A 16,933-nucleotide genomic window follows, 5' to 3' on the forward strand; every position below is an offset into this window, starting at 1 on the left:
TGATCGACACCGCCTGACTCCATCACCACAACTGCGCAAGTCCGGACCCATTGCCTGTAGCTTACCGTGGCGCATCGCAGCAATCATCCCCGGATATTCCTGTTCATCTTCAGTGTCATGGGTCAATCGGAGCGTTGGATGAACGACCACCTGCGACGCAAATGACCTTTTACGAACGGAGTGCCGGGCAGCACTTCCAAGACCGATTCAGATCGATCTCCAGATTCGCCCATCACGTTTCAGCTTCTCGCACATTCATCAGCAAGAAATGACCACGCACTGCCTCTCGGAAGCAGCGACCACGCATGGATACGCATCCCATCGTCGGACAGAAGCGGGTCAATCTCTCGTTTCACTCCCCACATTGACTTTCACCGACATTCTTCGTAAATAACGGCATCGAAGTTCGAATTCAGCCGATTTCGTGATCACGCCGTGCTTCATATACACGCACACCTCACGCTTGTTCACGTGTTTAGGAGAAAGAGGAAATGAAATCCATTATCGCGCTGTTCATCATTATTCTCGGGGGGGGGGGTAATCCTTCCAACTCAACAATTATTCGCACAAGCGGTTGATACCACCGTCGTGGCTATACTCTGTGTGCAATTCGCCGACAAGGATACCGTGATCGACTCACGTGGAGGTGTAGGACTGTCGCCGCCGCCCGCTCTCGACGTCATTGAAAACAAGTACCGCTACGAAGCGTTCTGGGATATCATCTTCCAGCCAACGGACAGCGTGAAACATCCGGAGTCGGACTTCCCGCTCACCTATGCGCGGGGTAACCGGGGCTTTTTCCAGTACGGCAGCCTGCGCAGATACATCGAGGACAACAGTTACGGACTCCACACCGTTGTACCGTATCGCGCATGGAGCGCTTCGAGCGGCCTGATCAACACCGTAACGCCGGACAGCAGCGGAGATCCGAAGCGCGCGATCGTCAACTGGCTGACAGTACCAAAAGTCAAGATGATTGAAGGTGACAGCGGCAAAATAAAAGCAAACTTTGAGAGTCCCTACACACTTGCCGACAGCGCAATACTTGCCGCCAAGGAAGCACGAGTAATTGCCTGGGATAGCATCGATGTCGTTATCATCTACTATGCCGGCTTGAACGCGTTCGGGTACTCAAAAGCCGGGACGTTCAGGGATTCGGAAGACACGATTCAGTATGCCATTTCAAGCGAACGATACGGGGTCGATGGTGATGCAAACGCCTTTTGCTTCATCTATCCACGCGTGGTGTTTCACGAGTTTCTCCATGCCGCGTTTGGGGCTCAGGACTTACACTACAAGAACATCAAGCCATATTGCGTTGGTGTTGGCCATTTTTCGATCATGGGTGACAGTTCTCCTCTCGCCGCTTACACTCCGGAAATGCTCGATCCCTGGCACAAACTCCGGATGGGCTGGCTGCGCTACTACGTTCCGGATGCGTTGAAGGACACACTGAACCTCATTACCCCGATCGATACAACGAACTTTTATCTCCCCGTGGTTTCCGAACCCTACAATGGAGGACCTCCTTACGTTCTTGTGATCCCATTTCGCATGCATCCGGATGTCGATGGATGGAATCGATCGGCACGTCGCTACCTTATCGTAGAAAATCGACGGGCCGTCGGCTGGGATCGCGTGGTGGCTGTGGACGAGATGGATAAAAATTCTCCGACCTACGGGCAAATACGGGGTACTTGTGGTTTTTTGATATGGACGAGTGCGCTTGACCGATGGATCGAGGGGTGGGTGTACGATGCCGACGGGGATTTTCGTACGTGGCAAAGCACAGAACTGTACGGTGAACCCGAGGATGTGTACGATGGCTCACCAGGCCGGAACGTATTTTCGCTCTGGTCCGAACCCAACGTGTTCTCCTGGCCAGAGCCGAATGAGGGAGTTAGATTGAAAAATGAAGATCAGCGTAACGTGTACATCGAATTCCCACCCTACGTGGATTCCAGCAACATTAATCCGATTTCTCGACTCGTAATTGATCGCTTCGTCCCCGCCGCGCATACGTACGGGGATTTTGTTGAGGAAGACGTTTCTCCGACCAAGTACGCGGCGCAGAAGAAAATCCATCTGCACGACACTCTGACTCTCGCCATGTTCCGCGCGGACGGCAAGACCTATGTCATGAGCGGAAAGGATGTTGACGATCTTCGTGATGTTGCCTGCCTCAATTATGCCATTGCCGCCTCTGACACGCTGATGGATAACTCGGCGTTGACGTTTTATCCCAATCCGGCTCTACCTTCGAAATGGAGCATGAATTATGTTTGGCAGCAGGAAACCGAGGGTGGATACTTCACCAGGGTGGAGTACGCTGATGCAGCTTTGTCGTCGGTAAAACAGCAATACCGAAAAACCTGGGGCCCCTTCCAGCAGCAACCCCGTCCCGTGATAGCGAGCAGGGGGCAGTTTGGTGTGCTTGCCTTCGCCGGTGACGACGGCATATACTCAAGCACATCCACAAATGCGGGCATGACCTGGTCCGAACCCGCGCTTGTGCCCGGCTCGCAGGCCGGCAGTGGCATCCCCTGCATTCTGATGGACAGCGAGGCGCGCGGAGATAGCGCCTGGTTGCTCGCTTTCGTGAATCGTTTAAATCTGAAGGATGAAACCTGGCTTCACCGAAGTTCGACGAATCAAACAGTAAGACTTTCCGATAACAATCAGAGCGCCTGCGCCAATCCCAACGCCTCGCGCCTCGGAGACAAGCTCTCCGTGGTATATCAGTATCATGATACCAAGCGCGATCGCAACCACATTGCGCGCATAGAAGTCGATCTCTCGAAAACCGACCCGCCGAATGATCGAGATGCGTTTGGACTATTGATGCAAAAAGATGACGATGTCAACCGAGATCCCGCACTCATCTACACGGATACTTCCGATGCCCGGAAATCTCTTCTGTACTGGGTATTCAACAAAGGCGAGAAGTTGCTCTCAGCAGCGACCTACGAACAGAACGACAGTCTCAACGGCTGGTATCGCGGTATTGAAGGAGCGTTGAGCAGCAAGCCGACCTCGTATCCGCATCTGCTCCTCCACGAGCCGGGCAATCCGAAGTTGGTGGTCTCCCGCACAGGTTCCTCCTATGGCATGCAACTGCTAGCCGACAGCACCCCTGCCGTCGTGGTGATGACGCGGAATGAGGATCTCGACGCCAACCCGGCACTGCTCCGCCTCGCTACGCAGCTCGGGATGATGTTTCGTGACGCTGGCGGCGATCACTTGATGCATGCGCGATGGCGTACACCCGTCGTTGTACGAGTGGCCGACACCATCGCTATAGTCCATTACGATTATGGCGCCACAAAGAATTTTGCAAGCGCCGTCATGGACTCGCTCACCCGGACACGGGTCTTCAACATGACGGACGAGGATGTTGCCGTATTCGCGCTCGATCTTTCGATGTCGCAAACCGCACCAGATACTATAATTTTTGAATCACAGCTTGTGGATGCCGTGTCCGGTCAGAGTATCTCGGGCAGCGGCGAGATGCGGATAGCACCAAGGACTGGCGATACGACGGTGTATATCGGTCTGGAACTGCCGAACGGGGATCCTCCCACGGATTGCTTCATCGTGACATCCATGGCCCGGGGGTACTATCAGCCGGGCGAGCTGCCGCGTCTCGACCTAACTCGTTACATGCTGTACAGCACCGAAACCATGCCGAAGCGGAACTCGTGGGCCTCGCGCGTGTTGCCCCAAACCGGGAGCATACAAACATACCCGCAACCCACCCGCGATGAACTGCGTTTTGTCGTAGAAGGAGCAGTGCCGGAGGCAAGCCGGGCGCAACTCTTCGACTTGCTCGGCCGCCGCGTAGCCGAGGCGCCGTTGCTGTACAACGGCCGCAATTCACACGGGAGCATGAAACTAGAGGGACTTGTACCCGGGATGTATATACTGACCGTGCCGGCGCCAGAAGGTGTGCGTACCACGAAAGTTCTGGTGGCGAGATGAAATCAGTGACAACACCAGAATGGGGGCGGAGAGTGACTTCGTCCCTCCCGATCATTTTTGTGATCGTGTGCACTCTATTTTCCTCCACAGCACTCGCCCAGACCCGTTACTGGGAGGTATTGACCCTGTTCGGAGGCAAGGGCGATGCTACAGTGGTAAAAGTAATGCTGTATGACACGAAACGTGATCAAGTAATCATTGCCGGTAGTACAGAGGAGCGCGATCTGCCGGTAACGCCGGATGCTATCAAAACCCAATTCACGGACGGGATGGATGGGTATATCGCAGTGTTCAACGCAGATTGCAGCGAGTTGATCTATTGCAGCTACATAGGTGGCATGCGCTTCGATGGCGTTGCGGATATTATCAGGCTCGATGAGGATCGCTTGCTGGTAGCGGTAAACACACCGTCGAGAGACCTCCCCGTAACCGGGACGGCATGGTCAGCTGTTCCTCCATCTGGCTCTGATGATTTTGTCTGGCTTGCCGTGTTGTCGCTCGAAAGTTTTGAGCTGCTGCACGCGGGGTATTTCGGAGGAAACACCTTCGATGCAATCGCAAAGGTGATACGGATGAGGAATGGAGACATTGTGATGACGGGTTGGACCGAATCCACCGACTTGCCCGTCACACCGGATGCGTTCCAGAGCCGGAAATTGGGCCGCCCGGATCACGGGGATGCCTGGATCGCCGTCTTCGACACAGCGTTGGTACTGACGTTTTGCAGCTATCATGGCGGTGCCGGAGATTACGACAATGCCGAGGGTGCTTTGACGGAAACGGAGGACTATATCGTCTTCACCGGCTGGACATGGTCACCGGACCTGCCGGTGACTGAGAACGCGTATCAAAAAACCTTCGCCGATGGCGGTCGGGGTTGGTGGGACGCATATCTGACCATTATCTCGAAAGAGGACAAACGGAACGTCTACACGACATATCTGGGAGGGTCAGACTCGGAGGGCATAGGGGACATCATTGTTGCAGATGATGATCGCATCGTCCTTATGGGCGCGACGAGTTCGCCGGATTTTCCCGTCACACCGGACGCGTGGCAGTCCGTCCTGAATGAATCATCGGGGAAGGGTGCCAGCAATATAATCGTGGCCGTTTTCTCTTTGCGCGACATGCGCTTTGAGCACGTCACCTTTATCGGCGGAGGTGGTGGGGATGGCGCCAACGCGGGCATCTACGATCAGGACCGCGACGCTGTGCGAATACTTGCGACGAGTGGCTCCACTGAATTCCCCTTTCTGCAACCCAAACCTTCGAATATGCCTGACCGGGGTGTACTGCTTGACTTCGATGTGAGTTCGGGTACGCCTATCGGCGCCATTCCGGTATTGGATTTGCGTGTTTCTTACATGCGCAAACTTATCACCACTACTTCGGGCAGAATGCTGTTTACAGGAACTATGGGATACGACGCTAAAGTCGATACCTTACCCGTACGCAGCACTGCGCACAGGTCTGTCATCACCGGGATAAGAGACGTCTTCATCGGCGAAATATACAACAAGCCCGTGAGCTTGGAGGCGCTGGCGGATCCCGACAACGTCTCCGGCACGCTACGTATACTCAACAATCCCGCAAGCAACGAACTGCGCTTCGTGATTGAGGGTGCAGTGCCGGAGGCAAGCCGGGCGCAACTGTACGACCTGCTCGGCCGTCGCGTGGCCGAGGCGCCACTGCTGTACAACGGCCGCAATGCGCATGGGAGCATGCAGATCCAGGGGCTTGCGCCGGGTCTGTACCTGCTTGCCATACCGGGAGCGGACGGCGTGCGCTCGGCGAAAGTGATGGTGACGAAGTGACACTGCACAACGGAAGGCGGTTTTTAGACCCATTCACCAGTCAGCCACCTACCCGCCATCCGCATTATCCTGATCCTTGACTACTGTACGGACGAAACCACCAATCTCTTGCGGCAGAGTACAAAAATAGGACATTCATCCCCACTTCGTGAGCAAACCCCTCAGCATCCCGCAGTCTGAGACGCCGTTGAAGTTGCACAGCGGGATACGCGCGGTTTCGGCACGTTCGGCCCTCCGCATGATGCAGAAGCCACCGGTCAAGTACTCCGAAAACTTCAGAAATTTCGGCCGATTCGCGCTTCCGCATTGCGCCTTACATTTCGCGCACATAGGAAAAGTGCTCCCTGACCCGTAATTTTTGAGAATGAAGCAGATTGCACAACATATCAAATCAGGCGCGATGAATGTCGCGGACGTCCCTGCCCCGGCGCTCGGCAGGGGTATGATTCTCGTCAAAAATTACTTCTCCGTCATCAGCGCCGGAACGGAGAAAACCTCGGTGGACTCTCGGAAATCCTCGATGTTGCAGCGGGCGAAAAGTCAGCCAGAGGAGGTTCGCAAGGTTGTAGACGAGATGCGCCGCAACGGTTTTTCCAAAACCTACAAGCGCATCATGAGCAAGCTGGACTCCAGCGCGGCGCTGGGCTACAGCACCGCAGGCGTGGTGCTGGCCGTCGAAGAAGGAGTGCAGGACATAGAAGTCGGCGATACAGTCGCCTGCGCGGGCGCCGAATACGCGGTACACAGCGATGTTATCGCCGTACCGAGAAATCTCGTCGCGAAAATTCCCGACGGGGTTTCCATGGAGACGGCGGCGTACACCACCATCGCCGCAATCGCTCTGCAGGGCGTGCGGCAGACGGCTCCCTCACTCGGCGAAACAGTGGTCGTCATCGGCCTCGGTCTGCTCGGGCAGTTTACCGTGCAATTCCTGAAAGCCAATGGCTGTACGGTGATCGGCGTAGATCTTGATCCCGCCGCCGTGGCACTGGCCTTGCGCTCCGGTGCCGACGCCGCCCTGCATCGCCATGACGATCCTGTCGAGTCCGTGGTGGCCTCCCTCAGCGGCGGGCACGGGGCCGACGCAGTGATAATCACGGCGGGGACCAGCAGCAACGATCCCATCGAACTGAGCGGCCGCATTACCCGGGAAAAAGGTCGGGTCGTTGTCGTAGGCGCGGCCCCGATGAATATTCCTCGTGGTCCGTATTACATGAAGGAAATTGACATTCGCATTTCACGCTCCTACGGTCCGGGGCGTTACGACAGGGACTACGAGGCAGAAGGCCTCGATTATCCGATCAGCTACGTGCGCTGGACGGAGAACAGAAACATGCAGGCCTACCTGCAACTCGCGCGGCAGGGCGCAGTGAATACCGACCTGCTCACCACGCATCGCTTTCCGGTGGAGCAAGCCCTCAATGCCTATGCGCTTATCGAAGGCGAGAAGACGGAGCCCTATGTCGGCATCGTTCTCACCTACGACGACCTGCCTCCGACGGAGCTCGATACAGTCACCAGACCGCGTCCGGAGCAGCCACCGGTCATTTCCCCGAAACGGAGTTCGCTGACCGTCGGCTTCATCGGCGCCGGCAGTTTCGCCTCGGGCTTTCTGTTGCCGCACCTCCGGGAGATGAGCGACGTCACGCTGGACATGGTCTGCAACCGCAGTGGCCTGACCAGCGCCGACATGCGGAACAAGTTCGGCTTCCGGCGCTCGTCCACCGATGTGCGCGAAGTCCTGGAAGACGAGCAGATCGGCACGGTGTTCATCGCCACGCGGCACGGGGAGCATGCACCCTACACCTTTGAAGCCTTGCGCCGCGGCAAGCACGTTTTTGTGGAGAAACCTTTAGCACTCAATGAAGAGGAACTGCAACCCATCGAGCGTCTGCTTGCGTCAAATCCGGAATTGCACGGCAAACTGCATCTCATGGTGGGCTTCAACCGGCGATTCGCTCCCCTCGTCACAGAGATGCGTGATTTTTTCAAGACCGGCGCTGAACCCGCCATCGTCCACTACTACGTCAATGCCGGCTTCCTTCCGGCCGATCACTGGACACAGCACCCCGTAGACGGTGGCGGACGCATCGTCGGAGAGGTGTGTCATTTCATTGATACTATCCAATTCCTCACCGGCGGGACACCGGTACGACTGTCCGCGGAGTCCATCGCATCATCGAACGAAGCCGTCACGAACTGGGACAACGTAAATATCACGATGCGCATGGACAACGGTGCGCTCGGCATCATCACCTATGCGTCGAACGGCGATACCTCCATACCGAAGGAACGCATCGTGATGTCTTCGGGCAACGCTTCGGCCGTCATGGACAATTTCCAGTCGCTGTTGCTCGCCCGCGGCGGGAAGCAGGAGCGCAAGCGCGGATCGGGCGACAAGGGGCACCGGAACGAAGTGATCGCGTTCATGGAGGCAATACGAAATAAAAGTTCCGAAGTCATCCCGCTGTCGAGCCTGCTCGCCACGACACGCACTACCTTCCGCATTCTCGATGCGCTCCGCACGCGGGAAACCGTGACGCTCACGGACGGCGGGAGGTAAGCGGAGAGCATGGATCTGTTTCAGGCGATCATATTGGGTGTCGTGCAGGGGCTGACCGAGTTCATCCCCATCAGCAGCACCGCCCATTTACGTATCGTCCCGGCATTGTGCGGCTGGCCTGATCCCGGCGCCGCGTTCACAGCCGTGACGCAGATCGGCACTCTGGTTGCCGTGTTGCTCTATTTTCGCGGTGACCTGCGCAGATTGTCGGCCGCCTTCCTGCACGGGATACGCAGCCGAAAACCGTTTGGGGAGCCACAGTCGCGAATGTCCTGGTTCATCCTGCTCGGCACGCTGCCCATCATCGTGTTCGGGCTGCTGTTCAAGGATTTGATCGAGACGGAGTTCCGTTCACTCTGGGTCATTTCCGGCAGTTTGATCCTCCTCGCGCTGCTGCTGGCGCTCGCGGAGTTTCTCGGCAGACGGACGAGAAACATATCCAACCTCACTGCGCTCGATATTATGCTGATCGGCTGCGCGCAGGCACTGGCGTTGATACCCGGCTCGTCCCGATCAGGAACGACCATCACCGCCGGACTGTTTTTGAACCTGCAGCGCGAGGATGCGGCGCGATTTTCCTTTCTCTTGAGCATCCCCGCTATCAGTCTCAGCGGCGTGTATCAACTCTGGCAACTGCGAGAACTGTTAGTCGGCGACTTCGGTGTACATTTGCTCGTTGCGACGGTCGTTTCGGGCATCGTCGGCTATGCGAGCATAGAATTCCTGTTGCGCTTTCTCCGAAGTCACAGCACCACCGTGTTCATCCTGTACCGGATCGGGCTCGGTGTACTGCTCATCGTCATGCTTTCGACACAGATCCTACAACCATAACAACAACAAGGAGTACACGATGCATAAAGCCATCTTCTCCCTTCTGGCCCTCACCGTCCTGCTGACCGTAACGAGCCTGACGGCCACTGCACAGAAGACCACCAAAACCAAAAGCAAGGAGACCGCCAAAGTGACCAATGAAATAGCCGTCATTGAAACCGATCACGGAACTATCGAGATCGAATTCTATCGAAAAGATGCCCCGAAGACCGTAGAGAATTTCGTGCAATTGGCCAAGCGCGGCTTTTACAACGGCGTGCTCTTCCATCGCGTCATCAGCGGTTTCATGATTCAGGGCGGAGATCCCACCGGTACCGGTTCGGGCGGCGAGAGTATTTACGGCGCGACGTTCAACGATGAAATCGACAAGAACTCCGAGCTGTACAAGACCGGGTACAAGCGCGGCGTGGTGGCCATGGCCAACCGCGGACCAAACACCAACAGCAGCCAGTTCTTCATTATGCACAAGGATTACCAACTGCCTCCGCTGTACACCATTTTCGGCCGCGTCACCAAGGGCATCGAGACCATAGACAAGATTGCGGCGCAGCCGACCGCTCCCGGAGATCGTCCCAAGACGAACATTCCGATGAAGAAGGTGACCATCAAGACTGCGGACTGACATCCGGAAGCAATGACCGAATCGGATCTCCGCAAGCAGCTCGCGAAAAGAAACCTCCTTCCCGTGTACCTGTTGCACGGGGAGGAGGATTTCCTCGTTGAGCGCTCCGCGAAAGCCATTGCCGACGCCGCCTTGCTGGACGGCGACCGCTCGTTCAACTATCACGTCTTTCGCGGCACGGAGCACAAGGCAGAAGACGTGGTCTCTTCGGCGAATTCCTTCCCGTTCATGGCGGACAAGCGCGTGGTCATGGTAAAGGAGAGCGATAAATTTTTCGCCGCTTCTCCCTTGCAGCAGTACCTTCGAAACCCCAATCCGGACACCGTGCTCATCCTCTGCGCCGAGGCGCTGTCCGGAAGCGGAAGAAAAAAGGCCGGGAGCTCCGCTAAAAAAAGCATGGACGTACCATCCTTTCTTACGGACGTCGAGCGGCAGAAGGGACCGGCTGCTGTACTGGAGTTCAAGGCACTCAAGGATGCCGCCGCACAAGAGTGGATAGTTGCGGAGTTCCTTGCGACGGGGAAACGAATCACCCCCGAGGCCTGCACCGTTTTCAATACGCTGAAGGGGAACAGCGCACGCGTGTTGTCATCGGAAATCGAAAAGATCCTTACCGCCGTGCCCGACGCCGCGACAATAGGCGTTGACGAGGTATACACACATCTCGGCGCGTCAAGGGAGTTCAACGTGTTCGAGTTGAGCAATGCGGTTTCTGCGCGGAACGGTATGCTCGCGCAAAACATCCTGGTACGCGTTTTGGTGACCGAGGAGCCGGTGATGATACTGAATACGCTGTTTCGGCAGATGTTGCTGCTTTGGAAGATCCGGAGCTACAGTTTCAACGGGCGCGCCACGGATGAAGACGCGCGCAATCTGGGGGCGGTGTTCGGCTGGCAGGTAGAAAACGCCCGCCAGTACGTTACGAATTTCAGGGATTCTGAGTATTTTGAACGGTGCTTTGAATTTTTCCTCGAAGCGGATCTGGCAATAAAAACCCTTCCTGTCTCGGCAGACATCGCCATCACCCGGCTCGTCGCGCAGCTGACAAGGAAGTAATGTCTTACAATTGGCGGCATTCATGGAACAGGAGCAGGAACTTTCTCTCGAACAGAAAGTAGAACGCCTTATCGGTGATCGAAAACTGGACCGTTCGACACTCGATGCGCTGTCTGATGAAGAACTGATGCTGCTGTTTCAGCGCGATGTGCTCCCCGCTTTCGATATACTGGTGGAGCGATTTCAGAACCCGCTGATGAATTACATTTTCCGTTTCGTGGGTTCCAATGACGACGCAGCCGATATCCTTCAGGAAACCTTCATCCGCGTGTACAGAAAGCGACATCTGTACAAGACCATCGCCCGATTTTCCACCTGGATTTACACAATTGCGGGAAATCTGGCGAAAAGCGAGCTTCGAAAATCGTATCGAAAAGGAAGCATTCCGCTCGTGATTGAGCGTGAAAACGACGACGATTACGTACTCCCGCTCTCGGTCGAAGACCCCCTCCCCGACAGGCGTGCCGACAGCGCCCTGCTCTACGAACGGATTCAGAAATCACTCGAGCAACTTCCCGAAGCGTTCCGCGAAGCTGTCATCCTGCGGGACATTCAGGAATTGAGCTATGAAGAGATCGCCGAGATTATCGGTATGCCCATCGGCACGGTGAAGTCCCGCATCAACCGTGGACGCGCACAACTTCAGGAACTTCTCAAAGACCTCTATGCATAATTGCTCCGGTATGTGTCATGAATGAGACAAGAGAACATCGAGACGCGGAACAGCATCCGGAGCCCGGATACGATGCATTGCTTCGGGACCTCCGCTCATTGCCGAAAGTCAACGCCCCTCTGGATTTTCAGCACCATCTCAACGAAAAGCTCAACGCGCTGCGCCACGTCGAAGCCCTGCCGTGGTGGAAGCGTTTTTTTATGCCGGCCCGTGAAGGCGGGTACCAAATCCCGGCATTCGCCTACGGGGCCGTTGCGACTGTCGTTGTGCTTGCGGTGTCTGTGTACGTGTACCGCGCATCCTTCGTCGAAGAGACTTTCCGGTCGGAACAGGAAACGCCGGCGGAACAGGTCCTTCCTGAGCAACAGGACATCGACCAACCGGCCCAACAACCCGTCGTGAAGGAGAAGCTGCCTCCCCCTTCTCCTTCCTCTCCTGCTACTCCTCCGGCTGCGCGACAACCAGAACTTCGGCCTATGCCCCCACCGCCGGTCACAAGAACGCCCGCCCCCGCCCCCGCGCGAAGAAGTCCCGAGGTTCGCGAGGAAGCCAACGCGACAGAGTCCAACGAATTGAAATTCAGAACCCGCGGTGATTTTGACTATGATCCGGAATTCAGTTCGCCGCAGGATAGCGTCATGCGGCGTTTGGATTCTCTTCGGAAGCTGCAAATGGACAGAAGACCGCCGAACCAACCCAATCCCCGTTAACTCATGGATGCCGTCCTCCCGGCCGTCCCCCTCGCGGAGCGGCAGCGTCCCCGCAACATCGCCGAATACGTCGGGCAGCGTCACCTCATAGCGCCCGGTAAGCCCCTCACGCAAATGATGGAGCGTGGAGCGCTTTTCAGTATGATACTGTGGGGTCCACCCGGATCGGGGAAAACCACGCTCGCACGTTTGCTGAGCGGTACGAGCAAGGCCGTGTTCGAGCAGCTTTCGGCTGTGTCCTCCGGTGTCAAAGATGTGCGTGCCATTATCGAGGCGGCGAAAAAGCGTCGCTGGGAGTTGGGTGAGAGACAAACCATTCTCTTTATCGATGAGATTCACCGCTTCAACAAATCGCAGCAAGATGCGTTGCTGCAGGCAGTGGAACAGGGTGACATCGTGCTCATCGGTGCGACAACGGAAAATCCGTCCTTTGAAATCATCCCGCCGCTGCGTTCGCGCGCGCGGACGTTCATTCTGAATCCTCTCACCATGGAGGATCTCCAGACGATATTGCAGCGCGCGCTCGACACGGATGTCGCTCTCTCCCGACTTGACGTACGCATCGAGGATGCGGATATGCTGATTGCGTACAGCGGAGGCGATGCCAGAACGCTGCTCAACGGGCTCGAAATGTGCTGCCTGCTTGCAGAGCAGGATGGGAAAGTCGTCATCACTCAGGCGGTACTCGAAGAGGCCTTCCAGCGCGCTTTCGCCAAGTACGACAAAGGCGGGGAGGAACATTATAACATCATTTCCGCCTTCATCAAATCCGTACGCGGCAGCGATCCGGACGCGGCGCTGTACTGGATGGCGCGCATGCTCGAGGGAGGCGAGGATCCGCTGTTCGTCGCCCGCCGCCTTATTGTGCTCGCATCCGAGGACATCGGCAACGCCGATCCGAACGCCCTGCTACTCGCGACAGCATGCTTTCAGGCGGTGCATGCGATTGGCATGCCCGAAGCGCGGATCGTTCTCGCACAAACCGCCACCTTTCTCGCCAGTACCGGGAAAAGCAATGCCGCCTACCTCGGCATTGAAAAGGCCTACGCGGACATCCGCGCACTTCCGCCCTATCCCGTGCCACTGCATCTGCGCAACGCCCCGACGAGCCTGATGAAATCCCAGGGCTACGGCAAGGGTTACAAATACGCCCATGATTTCGCCGGACATTTCGTGGAACAGCACTATCTGCCCGACGAGCTGAAAGACAGGATATACTACGAACCCACGGAAGAAGGACGCGAAGCCCGGATTCGGGAACATCTCCGAACGCTGTGGAAACGCCGCAGAAGCTGAAATCTGGCGCACTCTCAGCACCAGCTCCCCCCGTCAGCGACGGACAGCATGTGCTCTGCCGGAGCGAGCTTTCTTCGTCACTCTCCTCCAATGAGATCGATCAGAAACTTCAACGCCTGAATGACGTTGAGTTGCGGTCCCGTGTATTGCTCTGCACGGCGGTAGCCCAACACCGGGTTGTATCCACCATAGCTGCCCTGAACCCTGGCCGCTTCGATGACCCATGACGGGACGAACTGCTCAAATTTCATCACATCCTCAAGACGGAAGCTGACCGGCGGAAGCGAATCGCGAACGAAGCCCGAACCCGCGAGCATTTCCCTCACCACCATATCCTTGTATTGCGGATACTCCCCGATCAGTCGCGTCAATTCCACCCAGGCCTGCTCCGGTGTGATTTCGGGATCCAGTACACGCTTCGGTGGAGTCCAGACGCGGGCGCTATCCGGTTTCGGTATAAAGACGTCAACCTCCGCTACCTGTGTTTCCGGTATCCGTTGCTGCACGGTTTGCGGCGGCGACGGTACGGGGACGACGCGGCTCGCAGCATGCTCAAGAGGCTTTGCGGGCGCCGGGGTATCGCGCAATTCGGTATCAGCTTCGGTAAGCACGAAATAGAGCTGGCGCTCCGTTTTGACCACCTCGCGCAGATAGATGATTGATGCCATCAGAAGGAAAACAGCGTGTGCGCCAAGAGTGATCAGTAACGCTGCTCGATGTGCCGTGAACGCCCTCATGCGTCAGCTCTCACCTTGCGACATCTGTTAGTGCTCATTCCGTACCAAACAGTCTGTCCCCCGCATCCCCGAGGCCCGGACGGATATAGCCGTTGTCATCGAGTTGGCGGTCCAACGCCGCGACATACATGTGCAGATCGGGATCGTGTTGCGCAATGACGTGTACGCCCGGAGGAGCGGCGACAAGGGCCAGGAGCCGGATGCGTCCGGCACCCGCGGCACGTAATTGGTTTAGCGCCGCCAACGCGCTTCCTCCGGTCGCCAACATGGGATCGAGCAGTAGCACCTCACTGTCGGCGAGATGTGACGGAAGTTTGGTATAGTACGACACGCTTTCCAGCGTCCGCTCGTTGCGATACATACCGAGATGTCCGACAGCGGCATTGGGAAACACATCCAGCGCACCATCGAGCATACCGAGACCCGCACGCAGGATAGGTACGAGAATCACGCGGCGCAGGACTTCGACGCCCTCCGTTTCCTCCAGCGGCGTCTGTATGACTACGGAACGCGTTTCGAGCGTTGACGATGCCTCGAGAGTCAGCACGCGCGCGATGCGCCGGAGGGCAGCGCGGAACTCCCGTCTGGTGGTAGACGCCGCACGCATGACGCTCATATCGGCGGCTACCGCGGGGTGGCGTGAAACGTGCAACGTGGACGGTATTGATGAATGCTCCATATGGAAACATACATTGCCGGAAGACCAGCATCAATACAGGACGATTTTTTGCGCTTCCGTCTGACACGGTTATGCGGTATTTTTCATGCATGCAACCATCCGTCCCGGCTCACGATCACGAAGTCATGGTAAGGGAAAAACACCGCGTCGCAATGACGTCCGTGATTGCGGCAGTGGCTTTAACCGGACTGAAACTCGGTGTGGGATTATGGACCGGTTCTCTGGGCATACTGTCTGAAGCCCTGCACTCAGGGCTCGATCTTGTGGCTGCACTCGTGACGCTGGTCGCGGTACGCATTTCCGACCGTCCGCCGGACAGGGATCATCAGTTCGGTCACGGAAAAATTGAAAATCTTTCTGCGCTGTTCGAAACACTCCTGCTGCTCGTCACATGCGGTTGGATTCTCTACGAGGCATGGGACCGGCTTGCCACCGGCGCTGTGCACATCGATCTGAACGTGTATGCGTTCGCTGTCATCATCATTTCTATTGTCGTGGACATTTCGCGTTCACGCGCACTCATGCGCATCGCGAAAAATACAACAGCCCAGGCCCTCGAAGCGGACGCTCTGCATTTCCAGACGGACATTTACAGTTCCTCCGTCGTGTTGCTCGGGCTTGTTACCGTCGCGATCGGGTTTCCGGAAGCAGATGCAATAGCGGCGGCAGTGGTCGCATTCATTGTTATCGGGATCAGCGTCCGCCTTGGGCGGCGCACGATCGATGGATTGCTCGACAGGGTTCCGGAAGGCGTAGAGGAAAGCGTCCGGCAGGTAATCCTGGAAGTGGACGGAGTCGAGAGTATCCGCTCCCTTCGCTTGCGGCCTTCCGGCGGCGCGCTCTTCGTGAATCTCGTGATAGGCATACAGCGTACGACCTGGTTCGACAGGGCGCACCGCATAGTTGACGCAGTGGAGGCCGCACTCGCCCGGGAGTTTCCGCGTATGGATGTGATCGTTCACTCCGAACCCGTCGTGGGCATACGGGAAAAACTCTCCGACCACATTGAATGGCTCGTGCGGCAGAGCGGACTGACGGCGCACAACGTGCAGATACTGTGGGTGGAGGACGGGTATGTTCTGGATTTCGACATTGAGTATCCGCAAGGAACGAGTTTTACCGACGCGCATACGCTGGCTACGGAAGTCGAAGACAGGATACGCACTGCCCTTCCGCTGATGCGCGAGGTGCGCATTCACCTCGAGGAAGAGATGGTCACCGCACTTCCCGGGAGGGACGTCACGGGACGTGAACACCGGATTGTGTGTGACGCTGAAGCACTGTTTCTGCGCACGCCCGACGTCCGTGGCGGATCCGGCATCCGCTGTTACGATACTGTGGAAGGGCTGAAATTCAGCGCGTGTATACAGCTCCCCGCCCGTCTCTCCCTGGCGGAAATGCACGGCGTCATTGACGCACTCGAGGGTGAAATCAAGGGACTCGACGCTCGCATCAGGAATGTCTTTCTGCACGCCGAACCCGTCGACGATACTCCTACATTTCTGTGAGTCTTCCGTATTTCCCGCGAAAGTACAAAAGCGGCGGAGCGTCGCGCAGGACTCGCATATCCTGCACTTCCGCCAGAAAGATACTGTGATCGCCACCATCGTAGACGGCTGTTACCCGCACGTCCAAATATGCGATGGAGCCCTCGATCACCGGACAACCGGAGTCCGTCTCCCACACGGTTGCGTGCTTGAAGCGGTCCGCCGGCGGAGCGCCGGCGAATACCGTTGAAAGCAGCTGTTGATCCTCGGCGAGGATATTTACGACAAACCGTCCGCTTTCCTCGATCGCATCGTGTGAGGTTGTGTTTTTTGCGATGTTGATCTGTATCAGCATCGGCTCCAGGGAAACCGATGTGAAAGAATTTATTGTCAGTCCGACATATTCATTCCCGAATCGTGTCGTCACGATAGTCACTCCTGTGACAAAGGATCCGAGGACTTGTCGGAATCGCATACTTTGCTCAGT

The 16,933-nt window shown here is 56.7% G+C and carries 13 protein-coding genes; 10 read left to right on the forward strand and 3 right to left on the reverse strand.

Annotated features, from left to right (window positions below):
• The first annotated feature begins 588 nt into the window (after positions 1 to 588).
• From M5R41_05895 to M5R41_05935, 9 genes are all read left to right on the forward strand, one after another.
• On the forward strand, positions 589 to 3,978 hold the full coding sequence (locus M5R41_05895; GenBank protein ID MCZ7555918.1) for a T9SS type A sorting domain-containing protein: 3,390 nt from the start codon (positions 589 to 591) through the stop codon (positions 3,976 to 3,978).
• Positions 3,975 to 5,792, forward strand: a complete 1,818-nt coding sequence (locus M5R41_05900) for a T9SS type A sorting domain-containing protein (GenBank protein MCZ7555919.1) — start codon at positions 3,975 to 3,977, stop codon at positions 5,790 to 5,792. The genes M5R41_05895 and M5R41_05900 overlap by 4 nt, the downstream gene beginning before the upstream one ends.
• Before the next feature lie 364 nt (positions 5,793 to 6,156).
• Positions 6,157 to 8,355: a bi-domain-containing oxidoreductase gene (locus M5R41_05905; GenBank protein MCZ7555920.1), complete on the forward strand. Its 2,199-nt coding sequence runs from the start codon at positions 6,157 to 6,159 to the stop codon at positions 8,353 to 8,355.
• Between the two features lie 9 nt (positions 8,356 to 8,364).
• Positions 8,365 to 9,186 carry an undecaprenyl-diphosphate phosphatase gene (locus M5R41_05910; protein MCZ7555921.1) on the forward strand — a complete coding sequence of 274 codons (822 nt, stop codon included), beginning with the start codon at positions 8,365 to 8,367 and terminating at the stop codon, positions 9,184 to 9,186.
• 19 nt (positions 9,187 to 9,205) lie between these two features.
• Positions 9,206 to 9,808 (forward strand): peptidylprolyl isomerase, encoded by a 603-nt coding sequence (locus tag M5R41_05915; GenBank protein MCZ7555922.1) that lies wholly within the window; start codon positions 9,206 to 9,208, stop codon positions 9,806 to 9,808.
• A 12-nt stretch (positions 9,809 to 9,820) separates the two neighbouring features.
• Positions 9,821 to 10,864 carry a DNA polymerase III subunit delta gene (gene holA / locus M5R41_05920; protein MCZ7555923.1) on the forward strand — a complete coding sequence of 348 codons (1,044 nt, stop codon included), beginning with the start codon at positions 9,821 to 9,823 and terminating at the stop codon, positions 10,862 to 10,864.
• Between the two features lie 22 nt (positions 10,865 to 10,886).
• The gene (locus tag M5R41_05925) at positions 10,887 to 11,537 is read left to right on the forward strand and encodes a sigma-70 family RNA polymerase sigma factor (GenBank protein ID MCZ7555924.1); all 651 of its coding nucleotides are present in this window, start codon (positions 10,887 to 10,889) and stop codon (positions 11,535 to 11,537) included.
• 17 nt (positions 11,538 to 11,554) lie between these two features.
• The gene (locus M5R41_05930; GenBank protein ID MCZ7555925.1) at positions 11,555 to 12,247 is read left to right on the forward strand and encodes a hypothetical protein; all 693 of its coding nucleotides are present in this window, start codon (positions 11,555 to 11,557) and stop codon (positions 12,245 to 12,247) included.
• Positions 12,248 to 12,250: 3 nt separating this feature from the next.
• Positions 12,251 to 13,543 carry a replication-associated recombination protein A gene (locus M5R41_05935; protein MCZ7555926.1) on the forward strand — a complete coding sequence of 431 codons (1,293 nt, stop codon included), beginning with the start codon at positions 12,251 to 12,253 and terminating at the stop codon, positions 13,541 to 13,543.
• 77 nt (positions 13,544 to 13,620) lie between these two features.
• On the opposite strand, the gene M5R41_05940 is transcribed toward M5R41_05935, so the two are convergent.
• Positions 13,621 to 14,211: a hypothetical protein gene (locus M5R41_05940; protein MCZ7555927.1), complete on the reverse strand. Its 591-nt coding sequence runs from the start codon at positions 14,209 to 14,211 to the stop codon at positions 13,621 to 13,623.
• 103 nt (positions 14,212 to 14,314) lie between these two features.
• On the reverse strand, positions 14,315 to 14,959 hold the full coding sequence (gene upp / locus M5R41_05945; GenBank protein MCZ7555928.1) for a uracil phosphoribosyltransferase: 645 nt from the start codon (positions 14,957 to 14,959) through the stop codon (positions 14,315 to 14,317).
• 89 nt (positions 14,960 to 15,048) lie between these two features.
• Here upp and M5R41_05950 point away from each other — a divergent pair, with 89 nt between their 5' ends.
• Positions 15,049 to 16,467 carry a cation-efflux pump gene (locus M5R41_05950; GenBank protein MCZ7555929.1) on the forward strand — a complete coding sequence of 473 codons (1,419 nt, stop codon included), beginning with the start codon at positions 15,049 to 15,051 and terminating at the stop codon, positions 16,465 to 16,467.
• Here the strand turns inward: M5R41_05950 and M5R41_05955 are convergent.
• Positions 16,454 to 16,921, reverse strand: a complete 468-nt coding sequence (locus M5R41_05955; protein MCZ7555930.1) for a flavin reductase family protein — start codon at positions 16,919 to 16,921, stop codon at positions 16,454 to 16,456. The two genes, M5R41_05950 and M5R41_05955, sit on opposite strands and share 14 nt — an antisense overlap.
• Between the last annotated feature and the right edge of the window lie 12 nt (positions 16,922 to 16,933).

This window comes from Bacteroidia bacterium (assembly GCA_027493955.1).
GTDB lineage: Bacteria > Bacteroidota > Ignavibacteria > SZUA-365 > SZUA-365 > JAOSJT01.